Origin of the sequence: Streptomyces sp. NPDC093591, from assembly GCF_044764885.1 — a bacterium.
In the GTDB taxonomy this organism is placed as follows: domain Bacteria; phylum Actinomycetota; class Actinomycetes; order Streptomycetales; family Streptomycetaceae; genus Streptomyces.
Genome location: NZ_JBIWIY010000009.1, coordinates 255,353 through 273,751, shown reverse-complemented (window position 1 = coordinate 273,751; position 18,399 = coordinate 255,353). Strand labels below are relative to the sequence as shown.

The window sequence follows — 18,399 nt, the reverse complement described above, 5'->3', positions numbered from 1 at the left end:
TACGTCGATGTGGAGCAGCTTGAGCAGGTCGGCGGTGAACACGATAGGCGTTACCCAGACGCAGGACCGTACACGGATACCGGCCGCGCTTGGCAAGGTCGTACCCCGTGGTCCGACTGAGGGACAGTCGCGCGGTTCGCTGTCTCCAGGTCCACAGCCGCGGGCAGCGCAAGCAGCTGCCCAGGCGTCAGCCCATGGGAGGACGTACCAGCCTTCTTGGCGATCACCGAAGCTCTCTACCCCACGATGCAGCCCACCACCCGCCTTAGGACCGGGCTGCGGAGCCAGAATCACCCATCCGAATAACAAGAGTTTTGTTAAAATAACTCCATGACTACCTCTCCCGATCCCGCTCCGGGCGAAGGCCCCGTCCGCCCGGTCTCCGTCTCGCTCCACGAAGGCACCATCGCCGCCCTCAAGGCACGCACCGGCAAGCGAGGTATGTCCGCCTACGTCGAAGCCCTCATTCAGCGCCAGCTGGAGCGGGACCGACTGCACGAGCTCATTGCAGACGCCGAAGCCGAACACGGACCGGTCGACCAAGCAGCCGTCGAGGCCAAGCGAGCGCTCCTGCGCGGTGACACGGCAGGCTCGGCGGACGCCGCGTGAGCGGCACGCTCGTCCTGGACTGCGAGGGCCTGTCCAAACTCGTACGACGCACGCCCGAGCTCACCGAGTGGCTGGCCGCAGCCGAGGCCGAGGACATCCGCGTCGTCACCAGTTCTGTCACCCTCGTCGAAGCACGTGACCCGAAGACCAACCAGGCCCGTTTCGACTACGCCGTCTCCCGCGTGAACATCGTCCCGCCCACCGAATCCATCGCCCGCCACGCCAGCAAACTCCTCGCCGCAGCAGGGCTGCACGGTCACAAATACGCCCTCGACGCGATCGTGGCCGCCACGGCACTCGCCTCCCCTGCCCCCGTGACGGTTCTGACATCAGACCCCGAAGACCTCCGCATGCTGTGCGGCCCCGGCCTCCGTGTGATCAAGATCTGAACCGCACTGCATCTTCGTGCCCACGAGACCTGCCTCGAGCAGGGAAGGCGCCGACAGGTCGCCCAGAGGAACCAGGCCGGTGAGCTGCCCGGAGTCGTCGCGGGCAACGGTGAGGGTGTCGTCCGCCCGCTCTCCAGGCGGTTTTCCTGTGGCCTTGCGCACCAATGACTTCGCGCTCCTCGACCGACGCCAGAGGATCTCCGCAGCTCCGGAAGGACAAAGCATTCGGCTAACGGCACCATGGCTCACCGTACGCCGCCGGTCGCATGGAGGGCGCCGTTCTCAACGTCGTCGACATGGACAATGGCGTCCGGAATATCCATGAAGTGCATGAGGGCCCTGACAGAGACCTTGTAACTCCGTCCGGCCCTCGCCACGGGGAAAGGGAACTCCCCTGCCCTGATGAGTCGGTGCGCTGCAGATTCGACAATCCCCATCACGCTTGCGGCTTCTCGGAGTCCGGTGAACGAGGGGTAGAGGTCCGAGACGTAGTAATAGAGGTTCGAGTTAGAAATCCGGGATCGGGGCATCACCACCTGATTGACCGACCCCGAACGGCGACCAGTTCGAATTTCGTTATGAAAAACCCGCACGGCGTCAAGGCATCCCAGCCCTTGAAGCAGCGCTCCGATTCGCTCGCCCCTGATCTGTTCCGCGACCCCAGCGTCACGGATCTTGTTGACATCGATGATCGATGCAGCCCTCAGCGCGGAGCCCTGAGCTGGCATCTCCGGCCGGAACAATACTTCGACGTCGTCCATCGAGCGCTCCGAGGAGATGCCCCTCCCATACCGGAAGGCCACCTCAAAGGCCGCCTTCACCATTCGATCCCTGACGTGACGCGGCGGAACGCCAATAACAGTGCCTACCCATACCTCCAATGCGGTTGCCACCATGGCCGACCGGATTTCTTCGCGCTCAACTTGGAAATCACGAGCGATTTTCGTGGAGAGCGAACGGAAACAGGGGACGGTGCAGTCGAGGATGACCAGCCGCCACGTATCGTCGCCATCCAGGTCACACAGCCCCCCCATGGCAATAATGGACTCCCAGAGACGGGAACTCGGAGCTGACTGGACCCCCGCCCGGATCGCGTCGGCGCGGAACTTTGAATAAGCGGGATGGCGCTTGATCTCACACTCCTTAACATTTCCCACATGCACACAAACCGGATCTTTGCCAAAGAGATTCCGAGCCTTCCATTCGATTTGGTCGAAGATATCCGGCATGGTTCGCCCCCCATTCTTCGCCGACCATCCACGACCGGGTATGGCGGACCAGAAAGAATCCAACAGACCTTCCCGAACCTGGTCAGCCAATCACATGAGGAATGCTGGTGTTCAATTTTTTGATCTCGCAGCTGGCCCAGCAGGGCGATGGCGTCATGCGTCTTGCCGGAGTTGGCGAGGCCCAGGTGGAAGGTAACCCTGGGGTCGGCTGTCCGTTCCGGAACATGCGTGCGGACACGTCGCGCTGAGCCCGTCGATGAACAGCTCCATGTCCCGGCACCGGGCCCTGGAGCACAGAGCCGAAACGGACAGTCGTCGCTCGGGATCGTCCGCCTCCTCTGCCGAAGGTCCGGGCTCCGCTCATCAGTGACCGCCGGCCAGCACTCCCAGGTGCACAGATCGAGCCGACCCCGGGACGTAGAGGCCGAACCTGCCTCTCGTTGTCCGGCATCGGCAACCTCAGCACACTCAGCGACGACCACCGACTCAACCGCCATGAGACGCCGTCTGTCACACGATCAACGCACCGATGCGCTCCCCTTGTGCGCGCCTGATCGACAAGCAGGACTGATGAGGCATCAACCGTCCGTGAAACAGCACTGCAGGGCATGTCCACACGCCCATTCCCGTGAACCGCCTTCACCAGCGAACCCCAGACCTACGCATTCCGTCTGCGCAGGTCAGCAGCCGTACTCTCGCCCGGACCAGGCAGCACGAACAAAACAAAACCCCAGGTCAGATGCCTGACCTGGGGTTTAGATGGAGCCGCCTTCGGGATTCGAACCCGAGACCTACGCATTACGAGGCCACAAGTGATCAGGCTGGATGATGACGGCTAATGCTGCCGGATGCTGTTGCGCCTGATCAGAGCGTGTGCGCCGTACTTAATGCCGGTACCTCATGCTGCAGTGTCCAAAGGCGTCCGGCCACCCGCTGGCCACCCTGGCCATCCTCGCTGCACCTCAACGCCTACACGCAGCAGTTTGTCGGATACCCACAGGTTCCCGCAGGCCCGGAGCAGGGCACTGCCGAAAGTAACTGGTTCCCACTAAGGCCGATCACGAGTGGCTCCGCAGAGCGAAAGCATCTGGATCGAAAGACGCCCGCCGCCGCAACGTGTTGCGGCGGCGGGCACCTGTCTACGAGTTTCGGCATGCCCGGCCTTGGAAGCACCTGACAGCTGGCAAGACTATGGCGAGTCACCACCGGGCATCTCGCCGAAGTCACCCAATTCGCCGATCAACCGCTGCCGAGCCGCTTCCAATTGCTCACCATAGGAGGCATCGAAGATCGACGACAGCTGCGTTTCCAGTGACCCGCTGATGCTGAACAGCGGGGACCAGACGGCACGATCGTCGACGATCGCCGAGAACTCCTTCCGGTGCATGACACGATCCAGCCAATCAGACAGGACGAGTGCCTGGTCGGCCGTGAGCTCGATCTTCACAGAACCCCTTCTTCGCGCAGATGCCTTAGCTGCTCGCCTTGGGACCGCCATCCTCCGAGGTACTCTCCGACGTTCGGACCGCTCGCAGCGAAGGAGGCGTGCAGTCCCGAGTCGTCTACGAAGTGGATGGCCGGCATTTTCCGGTAGGTGCCCTCGATCATGCGCGTTCCCGGGTTCTTCACCAACTCCTCGATCTTCTTGATGAACTTGTCTCTGTTCGCCTTGTTGTAGGACCCGATCACGCCGAACTCCTCGGCGTGCATGATTCCCTGGTCGTTCTTCCTCATATAGTGATGCGGAAGCCTGTCCTCCGAGATCCAGTTCGATCCGCATCCGGGCCCGCTGTTGTGCACGAGGATCGGTGTCTCACCGGCCAGCACGTAGTACGAGTGCAGACCTTCGACCGTGAGGTTGTAGGTGCGAACGAGCCGTGTGAACGGTCTGTTCGCCGTCACGGTTACGTTACTACCGTCGTCGGTGCGCAGGCTCATGCCGACTGCAAGGCTGGCAGCTTCAATCCAGCGCTGCTGGGAGGGTGACCAGAAGGGGTGTTCGTAGGTCGCCGTCAACTTCTCCGTGCCCTCATCCGTAGCGAGGGTGAGTTCGTTGAAATGCTTGTCGCTGCCGGTAACGATTATGTGCGTGACTTCACGGAGCCCGGTCTCCCCTGTTTCGGGGTCGGTGGCCACCACCTTGTCGCCAACCTCGATGTCCTCGATGTTCTGGGTCCTGCCTTCGGCCATGAGGACGTCGGTCCCTGCCAGGAAACAGTTACAGCCTCCGGCCGTTCCCTTGGAACCCTTGATGCCCGCACCACCGGTGAGCAAGGCTCCGACAAAGCTCTCGATCAGTTTGCCGCGCTCGTACGCCTTGGCGTCCTCCATGCACGCGTTGAAGTTAGCCAGGCAGTAGGTGGCGGCGATGTGCTTGGCCTCCTCAACGTCATCGCTGGTGAGGAGGAAACGAAGGGCCTTGGCGCAGGCGAGTTTGCCGAAGCATGCCTGAGCTTGCCCGCTGTTCTCCATGACGGGCGTGTTCCAGTAGTCGCCGTCCGCGCAGTGGCCGTTCGGGCTGCACTCCGAGAACCACTTCATCAGTTCGTCGAGGTCGTTGGTGGTCGGCGAGTGGTTGGCGACCCACCCGCTGCTGTCATACCCGGTGCCCGTACCTGTCTGGGCACCGTCTCCGGAGTCGGACGGCTTGGGTCCGGGTCCAGGCCCGCATTCGTTCCAGCCGCCCTCGCATTGCGTGCCGTCGGGATTGAGCCGGATGGTGCCGGTCGGGTCGCTGAACGAGACGGGGTTGTTGCCGGCGTAGCTGTAGCCGTTGACGGTCTGCGGTGCAGCCGGATCCAGGATCGGGTCGACGCTGATGAACTGGCCGATGGACGGGTCGTATTCGCGCGCCCCGATGTGCGTCAGCCCCGTCCCGGCATCGGCAGACTTGCCGAGGAAGCCCTTGTCGTCGGGCCAGACGCCGATCGTCGCTCCCCGGCCCGCCCCGAAGGGCGTGCTGTAGCGCTTGGTCAGCGCCTGGGTGGAGTCGGCGGTGACGGAGACCGAAGTCGTGCCATGCCGGTCGGCGGCGAGGAAGCTGAGCTTCTCGGAGCCCGACTGGTTGGTGCGCAGGGCGATGGTGGAGCCGGCCACGCCGTAGTAGCGGTTGGCCCACTTCTGCCCGGTCTTGAGGTGGACCTCGGTGTTGCCCAGGTAGAGGACGGTCTCACCGTCCGTGGCGTTGTCCCGGCGGATGAGGAGCTCGCCGTCGGCGTCGTAGAGGTAGTTGGTGGCGGTGGCTGCCGCTCCCTCGGTGACTCGGGTGAGCTTGCCCTCGGCGCCCCAGGCGAGGCTCTGGGTGGTGCTGGAACCGGCCTTCTCGACGCGCTTGTCCGTGTTGCCGGTGGCGTCGTAGGTGTACTGCGCGGCCACACCGGTGCAGGTGCTGCCGGTCGTGGTGGCGGTCAGGGCGTGCGGGCGGGTGGTGTCGTTGTAGCAGTAGGTGGTGGTGACCGGGGTGGCCGTGTTCTGCTTCTCTGTTTTGCGCTGGCCGGATGTGGTGTACGTGTACGAGGTCCAGTACGGTGCCGGACCGCCGAGGTTGGCGGTGGTACGGCCGGAGGTCGCGCAGTCGGCGGTCTTCGGCGTCCAGGCCTCTGTCAGGCGGCGCTGGGTGTCGTAGGCGAAGCACTGGTTGTCGGTGCCGGTGCCGATGTCGGCACTGTCGGCGATGGAGGTGACATTGCCAGCTTGGTCGTAGCCGTAGGTCAGCTCCTGGACCGGCCCGCGGGTCTGGTCGTCGACGGCCGCGTTCAGCAGCCGGCCCGTGCCCTTCTCCCAGGTGTTGGTGACGAAGACCCGCTTGGTGCCTGCCGCGGTTCCGAGCTGGAGCTGACCGACCTGACCGAGTGCCGTGTAGTCGGCTGCAAGCAGGTAACCGGAGGCGCCGGAGAGCTCGTTGGGCAGGCCCGCACTGTTGTAACGGGTCTCTACGGTCTCGGACGTCAGGCCGCCGGCCGCGGGCGACTTCGTGCTGCCGACCGTGCCGTCGAGCCGGTACGTCGTTTCAAAGGTGGCGGTTGGTGCAATCGCACCGGAGGTCACCAGCGCGTCGTCGGATGGCAGGGTGAGGCTGGTAGCGGTGGGTCGATAAAGGCTGTCGTAGGCCGTGACCTGCTTGGTGTAGGCCTTGCCGCCCTGGTAGCGGGTGGACGCGGTGGGCAGGCCCTTCAGCACAGTGTCAAAGGTCCAGGCTGCGAGCTTGTTCGCTTCTGTGCGGCTGGTCTGCCACATGCCCGTCTTGCGGCCCAGCTCGTCGTAGCCGTACAGCAGGACTCGGTTCTCGGCGTCCTTTGCCGTGTCGATCTGATCGAGCTCGGTGTAGCTGGTGACCGTGGTGCCCTTGTCCGGGTCGACCGACTTGATCTGACGGCCGAACAGGTCATACGTGTAGGACCACTTGGCGTTGTCCGGACCGGTGATGGTGTCCGGCTTGTCATCTCCCGTGTAGCTGTTGCGCACGCTGGTGTAGGACGTACCAGTGGTCGCACCGTAGGCCGTGTCATTGGGCGCGGTGCCGCCGTAGGTGCGGGTCTCGACCGTGCGCCCGAAGACGTCGGTGATGGCGCGGGTGGCGTTGCCGCCCTGGACGGCTGTGGTTGCCGTCGAGTCACCGGTGTAGGTGGTGGTCGTCGACCACTTCTTCACCCCGTCGACGAGCAGCGTCGACGTGGTGGGCCGCTCGGTGCCATCGAACTCCGTGTTGGTCTGGCTGCCGCCGCCGTACGGTACCTGGCTGTACTTGCTGGTGGGCCCGGTGGTGTTGTCGTAGACGTCGGCGTAGGTCTCGTAGGCCAGACCGCGGCTGTCGTAGCGGGTATCGGTCAGGACCCGGCCGCCTTGCGGCGACGTGAGCTGTGTCTGGATCGGCCGCAGCTGCGCGTCGTACAGCGCGTACGAGATGGTGTACGTGGCGCCGTCGGCCTTGAGCGTGGCCACGGAGGTCCAGGGCGCCTTGTCGCGTTCCATGCCATAGCCGTACTTGACGTTCGGGCTGTCGCCCGCGGACTTGGAACGGTTGGGCAGCCAGGTCGCCGTGACGCGGCCGAGGGAGTCGTAGGTGTTCTCGGTCCGCTTGGTGTTCTGGTCGAGGGTGTAGTTCACAGAGCCGCGGGCCGGGTCGTAGAGGGTGGTCGTCTGGTGGGCCTGGCTGTTGGAGGCCAGCTTCGGCTGCGTGATGACCTTCGTGGTCATCGGCCCAGCGGCTGCTGGGTAGTAGGCCGTGGTCGTGGTGCGGCCCTTGGCGTCGGTGACCGACAGGGGGCGGCCCAGCTTGGCTGCGGCAGTGTCGTATGTCGTCGTGGTGACGGTCTGCCAGCCGGTGGCCGGCAGAGGGTTGCGCTCGGCGGTACCCGAGGCCGCCGGGTACGCCTTCGCGCGACCGGTCCAAGTGGGCAGGCCCAGGGTCGGAACCTGGTCCGGCGCCCAGCCCGTGGCCGAAGGGCTGTCGTACACCGTCGCGGTGTCGGACAGCACGTCCCCGCGGGTGCCGGAGTCGGCCGGGAGGGTGAGCGAAGCTTCGGTCGTGGCACAGGACCTGGCCACGGTACGGGTCCGCGAGACCAGCGAGGTCAGGCCCTTGGCGTCGTTGCGCGCGTACCAGGTACGCGTACAGGTTTCGTCCCCGTCCACCGACCAGTCGCCGTGGTTCTCTACGGACGTGGTCATACCGTACTTGGAGTCGTAGGTGGTGGTGACCACTCCGGCCCGCCACTTCTTCGCGACCGTCAGGTAGGTGTAGCTGTGAGTGCGGGCGGTCCTGACGAAGTATGACTCGATGTTCGCGTACGACTTCTGCTGGCTGGCGGTCCGCTGCGCCCAGAGGTTGTTGACCGTCGCGGAGACTGCGGTGGCACCGTCGTAGATGATCTCCTGACGCAGCTGGCCCGCGTAGTAGTCGCGGTCCTCGAGGTCTGCGACGTTGAGGTTGTCGGTTGTGACCGCAGTGGTGTTGTCCAGATCGATGCCTGTGACGACGGCTGTACGGGTTGTGCCGTCCTTCTTCTTGTCGCCGTCCATGCCTCGCGCGAACAGCTTCACGGTCTTCGACCGGGTCGCGCCTGCGTCACCTTTGTAGACGGTGACCTTTTGGTAGCCCCGCCAGATCGACCAGGTCCGTTCCTTCTCCTTGGTGAAGGGGTCGTCGTCGTAGTGCCAGCCGGGCGTTGCGTAGTCGTACGACGTCTGCGTACCGGGGTTGCCCGCGCCGGGGTCGTTCGTGGTGACCCCGGTGACCCGGTACTTGTGGAACCAGTCCAGCTGCGGGTCGCCGCCGTTGACCGGCCAGTACACCGGGTAGCAGGACATGCTGTTGTTGTCTTCGGCGGCGGGCATGTTGCTGCCCCGCACGCACTCCGGGTCGGAGAAGGTGACCGACGTGATCGCACCGGTCTCCGCGATGATGGAGGCGATGCGTGGGCGGGTCAGGGCCAGAATGTCGTCGTCGGTGGAGTCGACCCGGTTCGGGCGCTGCTGGTAGATGAAGTCGATGGGCGGTACTGAGATGTCCGTGCCGTTCTTGCCTGTGCGGGTCAGGGACTCCAGGACCAGGACCTGGTCGGAGCTGTTGCCGATGTCCTGGCCGTTGAAGAAGTCCTGGTCCAGCGTGTAGGAGTCGACTGGCAGGAACGCGTCCGGCTCGGCCGCCCGCGACCAGAAGTACGTGTTGATCGACGCCAGACGCTTGCGCGTGAAGAAGGACGGACCGTTGGAGTTGCAGTCGTCCTCCTCCGCGGAACAGATCGCGTCGAAGGGCACGTCGGGCCAGTTGTTTGCGGTGTCCTCGGTCAGCGAGGAGCAGTCGGAGGCGGTGCAGCGCTCCTTGTAGGTGAAGGTCACCTTGTTCGAGGCGGGCGCGCTGAACAGAGTGTCCCGGCGCTGGCCGTAGCGGATCTCCTCCAGGTAGCCGCCGCGCGTGTAGGACGCCAACGCCGTCTTGTCGCTGTTCTTCGCGTAGTTGTTGCTCTCCGCCTTGTACCAGTACGTCGCCGCATTGCCACGCGGGTCTTCGACCAGGTCGAGGTTCCAGCGCCAGGCCTGCCTCATCGAACGGCTCTTGAACTCGCTGCCCTTGTCGTAGCCGGGCTCGTCGCTGTCGTCGCCGAACACCGGGGTGGTCCACACCGAGTCGGTGCGCTCACCCCCCGCACCCGGCAGCTTGTTCAAGCCGAACGTGTACGTCGTACCGTCGCCGGTCACGACCTTCCAGTACTCGCCCTCACCATCGATGTCGGCGTCGCCCTCATCGCCGTTGTCGGCGCCTGTGGAGTGGGTGACGACGGAGGCGTCGTCGTCCTTCAGGCGCCACTCGCCGCTGGTGTCGTCCTTGACGAGTTCGCTGGCGGAACCGTTCAGCACCAGGGAGGCGTTGTCGTACTTCCAGCACAGGTCGGACTTGTCGGCGTGACCGTCGTCCTCACAGACGCCGTACTTGCGCTCGATGTACGACGAGGTCAGGTCGAAGCCCTCACCGACCATCGAGCCCTGGTTGTTGGTGTTGGCCGTCCGCCCGTCGATGGCGGCCGAGTTGTAGGAAAGCTCCAGGGCGGGCGCCGGGCCCGCGGCGGCGGGAGGCGCCGCGATCGGATACGACCAGGCGAACGCGCCAGAGGAGCCTCCGGCCTCCCAGGTCGACGAAGCCGCCAGCGGGGTGGCCTTGAAGTCACCAGAGCCGGCCGTGGAGGTCGCGGCCGCCGTCGCAGTCAGGGCCATGACAGTAGGAGCGGCGGTCGAGGCGACCGAGGTACGGGAGGTGACCAACTCCTCGGTGACGTCGTTGTCCGAGGCCACAGGGGTGGTGGTACGGCAGACCGCCTTCTCGGGAGTCGTCAGCGCGCAGGCCGGAAGCCGGGCCAGGCCAAGGCGGGAGGCCCAGTTGCCGCCCACGGCCGACGCGAACGCGCCGTAGTTGACAGTGACCCGAGCCGAGCCCGGCTGCTCCGCGGCGACCGTGAAAAGCACGCCCGTCACGCCGGCGCGGCGGGCTGCCTTCTGGTCCAGGACGGTGACCTTCGCCTTGCCCGAGGCGGAGGTGGCCTTGGCCTTCACCGACTCGACTTCGACAACGGACTTCGCCTTGGACGCGCGAGCCAGGTCCGTGGTCGAGGTGGAGGCCTTCGGCCATGCCGACGCGCGCTCCGCCCGGGCCGATTCGACGAGCTTCTCGTTGGCCTTCTTCTGCTGGGCCACCTTGGTGCGGGCGGCCTTGGCCTGGGGGATGGTGATCTCTCGTACCTTGGTGGATTTCACTCCGGGCACGTCGGGGCGGCCCGGCAGTTCGGCCGCCTGCGCCAACGGAGTCAGCGAGGCCGGCACGGACAGCAGTACCGCGAGGAGCACGGTCAGCGCGCTCCGCCGGGCGTGTGGGCCTGGTGGATACAAGCGAGGGGGCACAGGGGTTCTCCAAGGAAGTGAAGACGGCTGCCTAGTGCCCACACCTCTCCTCATCAGGGCTGGTGCGGGCACCGCAGCGGGGGATCAGTAGCCGATGAGGTTCTCGACCTGAGTGGCGTCGGTCACTGCGCCCGCCCACAAGCGGATGTCCGTGATCCGGCCGGACAGGTGGTTGCCCCACGCGCTGGTGTAGCCCTTGCCCGCCGCGAACTCTCCGCTCCCGACCACAGCGGTGTAGGCGAGCGGGTCGCCCTGCCGCATGCTGCCGACGAACAGAGTGATCTCGCGCGTCCGGGCGTCATAGGCGCCGACCAAGCCCACCTCACTGTCCAGAACCGCGGCCTCGTCGCTGACAACTGAGGTGCCGCTGCCGTCGGCTGTGAGCCGGCCGAAGTGCCAGCGGGCCACCGCGACCGTGCGGGTCTGCGGGACCCCGTTGTCGTCCAGGACGGGATTGCCGTCGTCGTCCAGGACTGGCTCGTTCTCCGTCCCGGTCTTCTCCACCCATAGACTCCACGACGAACCCGACGCCGTGCGCTGACCAAGGACCTGGGCACGATAGCCGTCGGGCTTGCCCGTCAGTGACTGCGTGTCGACGCTGACGGTGGTGGCGGCGGTGAAGGAGCCGGTGTCGGACACCAACGGCCGCGACGCCGTCGCCGCACCCGCCGTGCCGTCCAGCACGAGGGCCTCGCCGTCCAGGGACGCACCCGAGGACGAGAGGGTGAGGGTGTTGCCGTACCCGGAGGTGTCGGTCAGTGTGGCGCCCGTCGCGCCTTCCGGCGTGTACTGGGCAACCAACTCGGCATACGCCTTGCCGACCGCGTCGACCGGGCTGGCCTCACGGGCGATCGCATCGGTCAGCTTGATGTCCTGCCAGACAGTGACCTCATCCACCTCGCCAGGGAAGTAATCGACGTAGGAGCCCTTGTACTTCACCCGGCCGATCTGCAACGCACCCGCCGCCGACCAGGCACCAGTGGTGAGAGTGTCACTGCCCTGCGGCACGCCGTTGACGTAGAGGGCAAGAGTCTTGGCACTGGTGTCGATGACCGCCGCCAGATGAGTCCACACCTTGACCTGCGGAGCGTCCAGCGAGTCCACCCGCTGGTTGTCCAGCGAGGTCGTGACCGCGTCCGCATCGGCCAGGCGCAGGCACCACCGGTCTGCACCGGCGCAGTACCCGAGGAAGAACGGGCTGTAGTACGTGCCGTCCTGCCCCAGGACCGTGGCCGCCACACCGGTGGCATCCAGGCGTGCCCAGGCCGACACGGTGTACGACGCCTGTGTCTCCAGCACCTTCCCCGCAGTCGCCGCATAACGGATGCCGCCGACCTTCAACGCCTTGTCCTCGCCGGTCACACCGTTCTCGGTGACCACACCACGCCGGCCCGTGGTCACCCGGGTAGCGCCGCTGATGGTCGCGTCATCGCGCTGGGCCGCAGCTGCAGCGGAGACATCGACGGCTGCACCGGAAGCCTCGTTGAACGTCCACTTACCGACGGGACCGTCACCCTCGTCGACCAGAAAGCGGATCTTGTTCTGTCCCGTGCGGCCCACCGAGTCCTTGGCCATGACCTCCAGGGTGAGCGTGCCCGAGTCGACCGGAGTAATGGTCTCGGTCACCGTCGCCCCGGACTTCCATGGCCGCCACGAACTGTCCGTGGACAGCTTGTAGGCGTAACTGGTGTTCGTGTCCCCACTAGCCGGCCCGAACGTCACCGTCCCCGACTTGCCCGGAGCACCCTTGGGCGCGCAGTCACCTGGTACACACACCGAATACGTCGAGGTGAAGGTGATCGACGGCGGCTTCGGCGCACTGCTGTCGATCTTGAAGTAGCAGAACGGAGTCGCGGAGCCGCCCAGAATGCTGTCCCCGCTGTTGTAGTACGAGCGGGTCCAGGCGCGGTAGCGGTACTGCTTGCCGTCCGTGAGCGTCGCATCCCACGTCTTGTTCAGGTCATGGCCGTCACCGACATAGCCGGTGGTCGGGCTCTCCGAGCCGGTGGCGGGCTCCTTCGCATCCGCCCACGTGCCGTCCGTGTTCTTCACGTCCAGGTCGAAGTAGACGCGCAGCGAGGCGGACGCCTCACCTCCCGCGACGGTCTGCGGCGTCGCGGCCAGATTCGGGGTCGGGTCCGACCATGTGGTTGGCGCAGTCGAGCTCTTGGAGCAGATCTGGTTGGTGCCGGTCTCGAGGCCGTACTCGGTCGGCACGGCCGGCTTGCCGACGTACGTCACGTCGATGACGGCGTCGTCGTCGAAACGCTTCCACGCGATCGGGTCCGACTCGTCCTTCGCCTTCAGCATCAGCGTCAACGTCTTGAACTTACCGTCGGCGAACGCCTTCACCGTCGAGGTGAGATTCTCGTCCGTCTCCTGCGGGTCGTCGTTGAACTCGATCGGCTTGCGCGGCTGCGACGGGCTACACGCGTCGCCCCGGCCCGCCGAGATGTTCCGGTCACCCATCTGATCCCAGGAGTTGTCGGACTTCGGACCACCGGGACCCGGCCAGTGCGTCGAGGACGAGATGCCATCCGTGCGCTCCAGGTCCACCCAGCGCGCGTCACACGAGAACGACCACGTCTCCGTCACCGCGAACGTCGCGTCCAGCACCTGCTTGCCCTTGAGCTTTCCTGGCGTGAACTCGAAGTACATGCGGTTGGTATAGGCACTGCCTGCGGTGCAGTAGTAGCGCACCCCGCCGATCACGGCGGAGCTGCAACGGCCGACACTCACGCCGTTGTCGCCGCCGGAGAAGTTGTAGAAGACGTCCCCGTCCGAGGAGAGCACCGTGCGCTCGGACTCGTTCATCTCCACCGACGGGTCTATGTAGAGCGGGAGTTCGGCACTTGTGGTGTCCGCGATCAGGTCGGCGTCGGGTGTGACGGTAACTTGCGTCTGCGTCACATCGACGTCCATGACGGCCGCTTCGTCCCCGACACCAGGACCGGCCAGCGGATCGCCCTCTTCCATGGGACCGACCGGTCGTTCCTCCACCGAGGTCGGGGACGGCGTCGTCTCGGGCGACTCCTCCGTCAGGGGCGTGCCCAGTGGTCGCACTGCGAGACTCTGCGCGCCAAGGCCTTCAGCGCTCCCTGCCTGCCCCGCGGAGTTCCACATCCGCGCCGACGGCGATCGGAAGACGACCTGCCCGTTGCCGTCCACGGCCTCCATCGTCCCGGCCGCGCCTTCACGCACCCGCAGGCCCTCGACGTCCATCGAGTACTTCAGCGACGCAAGCTCCGGATCCTTCGCCGCTTCCAACGTCTCGACCTCCAGCACCTGCCGGAAGCCCTCCACCGTCGCCGTCAGGATCAGATTCACGTCAGAGCGCACGTTCTCGTAGATCGCCCGCGTGCCATCCAACCTCGGCACCGGAAGCTTGCCCGGCCAGTCGAGCGTGACCGACTGGCCGCCCTCGGCGATCGTCACCAGGTCCTTGCCGTCCCCACCACCGGAGAACGACAGATCCACTGCGGCGGCCTTCGGCTCGACGGACCCGTCCGCCCTCTTCACCAGCGTCGCATCCGGAGCGGTCCAACTGCCGTCGGCTCTCTCCACCCGCACCGGAGCAATCGACTTCCGAAGCGTGAACGTCCTGCCATCCGGATTGGCGAACACCGTCTCCCGTTCGGTGCGCTCGCCCACCACCTCGACCCGCTCACCCGACTCGGCCGCCTGCTCCTGCGCGCGCTCCGACTCCGACAGATCGCCACTCTCCGCAGCAAACGCTGTCTACGCCGCCGAAACTGGGGTAACTGCCACCACCGTCACCAGCGCGGCAAGCGCTGTCAGCCACGCCAGGCCGACCCGCCGTCCAGCGCCTCTTCGGGCACGCTGCCGCCCGTCCCCCACCCGCCCCACCCCTTGCTTGCACGTGATCAACACAAGTGGTGCACATGACACATGTAGAGGCCTGCAAGTGTCAAGGAAATGTCAAATTGGCTTTTGTCGTACACGAGACCCACCAACAAGGCCCAGTCCAGATGCCGTTGCCGCCCACGGGCTCGGTCGGGACGGCGAGCGACCCGGTCGTGCGAACGAGTTAACCTCGTGTCCGCACTCTGTTTTGTCGAGTGACCACAAAGACAGAGCTTGGCACGGCGACCGCCGAGAGCTCCCCCATGCACCGCCATTGCACAGATGGCCACCCCTTGGCCGCCCCGCCCCTCGAACGTGTCGGCTCACCCGTGAGTGATCTCCAAGAAACCGCAGGCCAGCGCCATATCTGACGCGAGAGCCGCCTCAGTGAACCTACGGAGTGAAGCTCCGACCTGCGCATTCCATGCACAGGCGCAAGAGGCGCTGCATGCGCACATTCCAAGGTCCAGGAAACAAAGAAACCGCAGGTCAGATGCCTGGCCTGCGGTTTCCCATGGAGCCGCCTTCGGGATTCGAACCCGAGACCTACGCATTACGAGTGCGTTGCTCTGGCCATCTGAGCTAAGGCGGCGCGCCGTCCGCACTATGGTGCGATCAGCAACGTCGGTAAGTCTACACAGTTTCCGAGGGTGCTCCGTACCGCCCCCGCCCAGGCCCTGTCCCGGCCCTGCCCCAGGCCCCTCCCGACCCCGGAGCGAGGGCTTCCGGCACCGCAACAGGGCCGGCACAAGGTTGGGAGCAGGGCCGGAACAGGGCCGACCGAGAAGCTACGAGCAGCGCTTGTCGCGGGTGGGCGGCGTCCCCCGGAGGAGATACGCGTTGATCGTCTTGTCGATGCACTTGCTGCCCCGCCCGTACGCCGTGTGACCGTCGCCGTCATAGGTGAGCAGCCGGGCCGAGGAGAGCTGGCCGGAGAGGGCGCGGGCCCAGCGGTACGGGGTCGCCGGGTCGCGGGTGGTGCCGACCACGACGATCGGGGCCGCGCCCCTCGCCTCGATGCGGCGCGGTTCACCGGTGGGCGCCACCGGCCAGTACGCGCAGTTCAGGGTGGCCCAGGCGAGGCCCTCGCCGAAGACGGGGGACGCCTTTTCGAACGCGGGGAGGGATTCGCGGACGTCTTCGGGGGTGGCGAAGGCCGCCGGGAGGTCCAGGCAGTTCACGGCCGCGTTGGCGAACATCAGGTTCGTGTAGCTGCCGTCGGAGTCGCGCTCGTAGTAGCTGTCGGACAGGGCGAGGAGACCCGCGCCGTCCTTCTCCCGCATCGCCGAGGACAGCGCGTCCCGCAGTTGCGCCCAGGCTCCCTCGTCGTACATCGCCGCGATCACGCCGGTGGTGGCGAGGGATTCGCCGAGTACGCGTCCGTCCGGGTCGCCGGTCGGGATGGGCCGCCCGTCGAGCTTCCTGAAGAAGGCCTTGAGGTTCTTGCCGACGTCACCGGCCTTGCTGCCCAGCGGACAGTCCCGCTGCCGTACGCAGTCCCTCGCGAACGCCCGGAACGCCGTCTCGAATCCCGCCGTCTGGTCGAGGTTCATCCGGCGGGCTGGCAAGGAGGGATCCATCGCCCCGTCCAGGACCAGCCTGCCCACCCGGTCCGGGAAGAGCCCGGCGTACGTCGCCCCGAGGAAGGTGCCGTACGACGCCCCCACGTACGTCAGCCTCTCGTCGCCCAGCGCCGCCCGCAGGAGGTCCATGTCCCGGGCCGCCTCGGCGGTGGAGACGTGGCGCAGGAGGCCGGGCGCATCCGCGCCGCATCCCTCCGCGAACCTCTTGTAGGTGGCGACGAGTTCGTCGGCCTCCTTCGCGTCGTCCGGCGTGAAGTCCGTCTGCGTGTACCTGTCCATCTGGCGGCCGTCCAGGCATTCGACGGGCTCGCTGCGGGCGACTCCGCGCGGGTCGACCGCGACCATGTCGTACCGGGCGCGCACGGCGACCGGGTAGCCGATCCCCGCGTACTGCTGGAGATAGGCGATCGCCGAGCCGCCCGGACCGCCCGGGTTCACGAGCAGCGACCCGAGCCGCCCGCCCGGCCCCGTCGCCTTCTTGCGGGCCACGGCGAGCTTGATGTCCCCGGCGGCCGGCTCCGCGTAGTCCAGAGGCGCCTTCATCGTGGCGCACTGGAAGCCGGGCGTCCCGCAGCTGCGCCAGGTCAGCTTCTGCCGGTAGTACGGCGTGAGCGCGGCCGGCGTCGACCGCGGCAGTGCGGCCAGCGCCGCCTCGGCCGCAGGTTTCCCGGAGGCCGCCGGGTTCCCCGAGTGCGTCGACCCCCCGGAGGAACAGGCGGAGACGAGCAGCGCGGCGACGGTGAGGAGGGTACCGACCGCGCGGGCTCGCCGGGGGTTCGGGCGGCGGGTGCGTGGGCCGTGGCCGGTAGGGCTCGGGTCAGTGCTGACTGGAGTGCGCCTGGTGTGCATCAGGCGAGCGTAACTCTGTGCAGTGATTCGGATGCTGTGCGTGCACAGCACGGCTCGTACGGGTTACATGGCAGGCCTCCTGTTGATCACTTGCGGGTGAGAGGGGTGGGACAAGTGGACGCGGGCGGCAGCCGGTTCACCCCGCTCTGAGTGCCATGGTCATCGCCTCCACCGCGAGCAGCGGTGCCACATTGCGGTCGAGGGCGTCGCGGCAGGCGGCGATCGCCTCGATGCGGCGCAGTGTGGACTCCGGGGCGCTGTCGCGGGCGAGGCGCTCCAGGGCGTCCTCCGCATCGGTGTTGGCGAGGGCGACGCGGGAGCCGAGCTGGAGGGCGAGGACATCGCGGTAGAAGGCGGTGAGGTCGGTCAGCGCCAGGTCGAGGCTGTCGCGCTGGGTCCGCGTCCGGCGCCGCTTCTGCTTGTCCTCCAACTCCTTCATCACGCCCGCCGTGCCGCGCGGCATCCTGCCGCCCTGGGCCGCGCCCATCGCCGCCTTCAGCTCCTCGGTCTCCTTGCCGTCCATCTCCTCGGCGAGCTGCTTGGCGTCCTCGGCGGCGGCGTCGACGAGCTCCTGGGCGGCCTTGAGGCAACCGCCGACATCGCCGAGCCGGAGGGGCAGCTTGAGCACGGCGGCCCGACGCTCACGGGCGGCCGGGTCGGTGGCCAGGCGGCGGGCCCGGTCGACGTGCCCCTGCGTGGCGCGGGCCGCGGCGGCGGCGACCTCGGGCTCGATGCCCTCCCGCCGTACGAGCATGTCGGCGACGGCGTCGACCGAGGGCGTGCTCAGGTTCAGGTGGCGGCAGCGGGAGCGGATGGTGGGCAGGACGTCCTCGATGGAGGGGGCGCAGAGCAGCCAGACAGTACGGGGGGCGGGTTCCTCGACGGCCTTCAGGACGGCGTTGGCCGACTTCTCGTTCAACCGCTCGGCGTCCTCGACGAGGATGACCTGCCAGCGACCGTTCGCCGGTGAGGTGAACGACTTGCGGACCGTGTCCCGCATGTCGTCGGCGAGGATCTGGGAGCCCACGGCGGCGACGGTGGTGACGTCGGCATGCGTGCCGACGAGTGCCGTATGGCATCCGTCGCAGAACCCGCATCCGGGGGCGCCGCCCAGCGCCCGATCAGGGCTGACGCACTGCAGAGCGGCGGCGAAGGCCCGCGCCGCCTGATTCCGCCCCGCCCCGGGCGGCCCCGTGAACAACCAGGCATGCGTCATCTTGGAGGCCTCGGGGGGAGGCGCGTCGGCAGCGGCGGCGGTGACGAGGGCATCGGCGTCCCGAGCGGCAGCACCCAGCTGCTCACTGACCCTCTCCTGCCCCACCAGGTCGTCCCACACGCTCATGGGTCCAGCCGCCCTTCGCTCACATTTCGCGGTGCGGGATCCATTGTGCGGGCCTGCACTGACAACGGGTGCCGGAGCGGGCAGAACCGGCACCCCTGCGGGCACAACCGGCACCCCGCCGACGCCGACGAGCGCCCGCG

At 66.7% G+C, this 18,399-nt stretch carries 8 protein-coding genes, 1 tRNA gene and 1 pseudogene; 2 read left to right on the top strand and 8 right to left on the bottom strand.

From position 1 onward, the window contains the following. Positions 1 to 12: 12 nt before the first annotated feature. Positions 13 to 227: pseudogene (locus ACIREI_RS21085) on the bottom strand (hypothetical protein); the annotation flags it as partial. A 103-nt stretch (positions 228 to 330) separates the two neighbouring features. Here ACIREI_RS21085 and ACIREI_RS21080 point away from each other — a divergent pair. Both ACIREI_RS21080 and ACIREI_RS21075 read left to right on the top strand, forming a co-directional pair. Continuing rightward, positions 331 to 609, top strand: coding sequence for a hypothetical protein (locus ACIREI_RS21080; RefSeq protein WP_403334773.1), 279 nt, complete (start codon positions 331 to 333; stop codon positions 607 to 609). Next, positions 606 to 998, top strand: a complete 393-nt coding sequence (locus ACIREI_RS21075; protein ID WP_403334771.1) for a type II toxin-antitoxin system VapC family toxin — start codon at positions 606 to 608, stop codon at positions 996 to 998. The genes ACIREI_RS21080 and ACIREI_RS21075 overlap by 4 nt, the downstream gene beginning before the upstream one ends. A 245-nt stretch (positions 999 to 1,243) precedes the next feature. Here ACIREI_RS21075 and ACIREI_RS21070 read toward each other — a convergent pair whose 3' ends face one another. The 7 genes from ACIREI_RS21070 to ACIREI_RS21040 all read right to left on the bottom strand — a co-directional run bounded on the left by ACIREI_RS21070 (position 1,244) and on the right by ACIREI_RS21040 (position 18,259). Beyond that, the gene (locus tag ACIREI_RS21070) at positions 1,244 to 2,227 is read right to left on the bottom strand and encodes a hypothetical protein (RefSeq protein WP_403334768.1); all 984 of its coding nucleotides are present in this window, start codon (positions 2,225 to 2,227) and stop codon (positions 1,244 to 1,246) included. 1,189 nt (positions 2,228 to 3,416) lie between these two features. Continuing rightward, positions 3,417 to 3,674, bottom strand: coding sequence for a hypothetical protein (locus ACIREI_RS21065; RefSeq protein ID WP_403334766.1), 258 nt, complete (start codon positions 3,672 to 3,674; stop codon positions 3,417 to 3,419). After that, a complete protein-coding gene (locus tag ACIREI_RS21060; protein ID WP_403334765.1) occupies positions 3,671 to 10,567 on the bottom strand; it encodes an RHS repeat-associated core domain-containing protein in 6,897 nt (2,298 codons plus the stop codon). The genes ACIREI_RS21065 and ACIREI_RS21060 overlap by 4 nt, the downstream gene beginning before the upstream one ends. A gap of 138 nt (positions 10,568 to 10,705) precedes the next feature. After that, positions 10,706 to 14,272 carry a LamG domain-containing protein gene (locus ACIREI_RS21055; protein WP_403334763.1) on the bottom strand — a complete coding sequence of 1,189 codons (3,567 nt, stop codon included), beginning with the start codon at positions 14,270 to 14,272 and terminating at the stop codon, positions 10,706 to 10,708. Positions 14,273 to 15,000: 728 nt separating this feature from the next. Beyond that, a tRNA-Thr gene (locus ACIREI_RS21050) sits at positions 15,001 to 15,077 on the bottom strand. 196 nt (positions 15,078 to 15,273) lie between these two features. After that, positions 15,274 to 16,917 (bottom strand): alpha/beta hydrolase, encoded by a 1,644-nt coding sequence (locus ACIREI_RS21045; protein ID WP_403334761.1) that lies wholly within the window; start codon positions 16,915 to 16,917, stop codon positions 15,274 to 15,276. Positions 16,918 to 17,053: 136 nt separating this feature from the next. Continuing rightward, positions 17,054 to 18,259, bottom strand: a complete 1,206-nt coding sequence (locus ACIREI_RS21040; RefSeq protein WP_403334759.1) for a DNA polymerase III subunit delta' — start codon at positions 18,257 to 18,259, stop codon at positions 17,054 to 17,056. Positions 18,260 to 18,399: the final 140 nt, after the last annotated feature.

Coding starts and splice junctions, on each gene's coding strand:
- ACIREI_RS21080 (WP_403334773.1), top strand. CDS start 331: ATGACTACCTCTCCCGATCCCGCTCCGGGCGAAGGCCCCGTCCGCCCG.
- ACIREI_RS21070 (WP_403334768.1), bottom strand. CDS start 2,227: ATGCCGGATATCTTCGACCAAATCGAATGGAAGGCTCGGAATCTCTTT.
- ACIREI_RS21045 (WP_403334761.1), bottom strand. CDS start 16,917: ATGCACACCAGGCGCACTCCAGTCAGCACTGACCCGAGCCCTACCGGC.
- ACIREI_RS21040 (WP_403334759.1), bottom strand. CDS start 18,259: ATGAGCGTGTGGGACGACCTGGTGGGGCAGGAGAGGGTCAGTGAGCAG.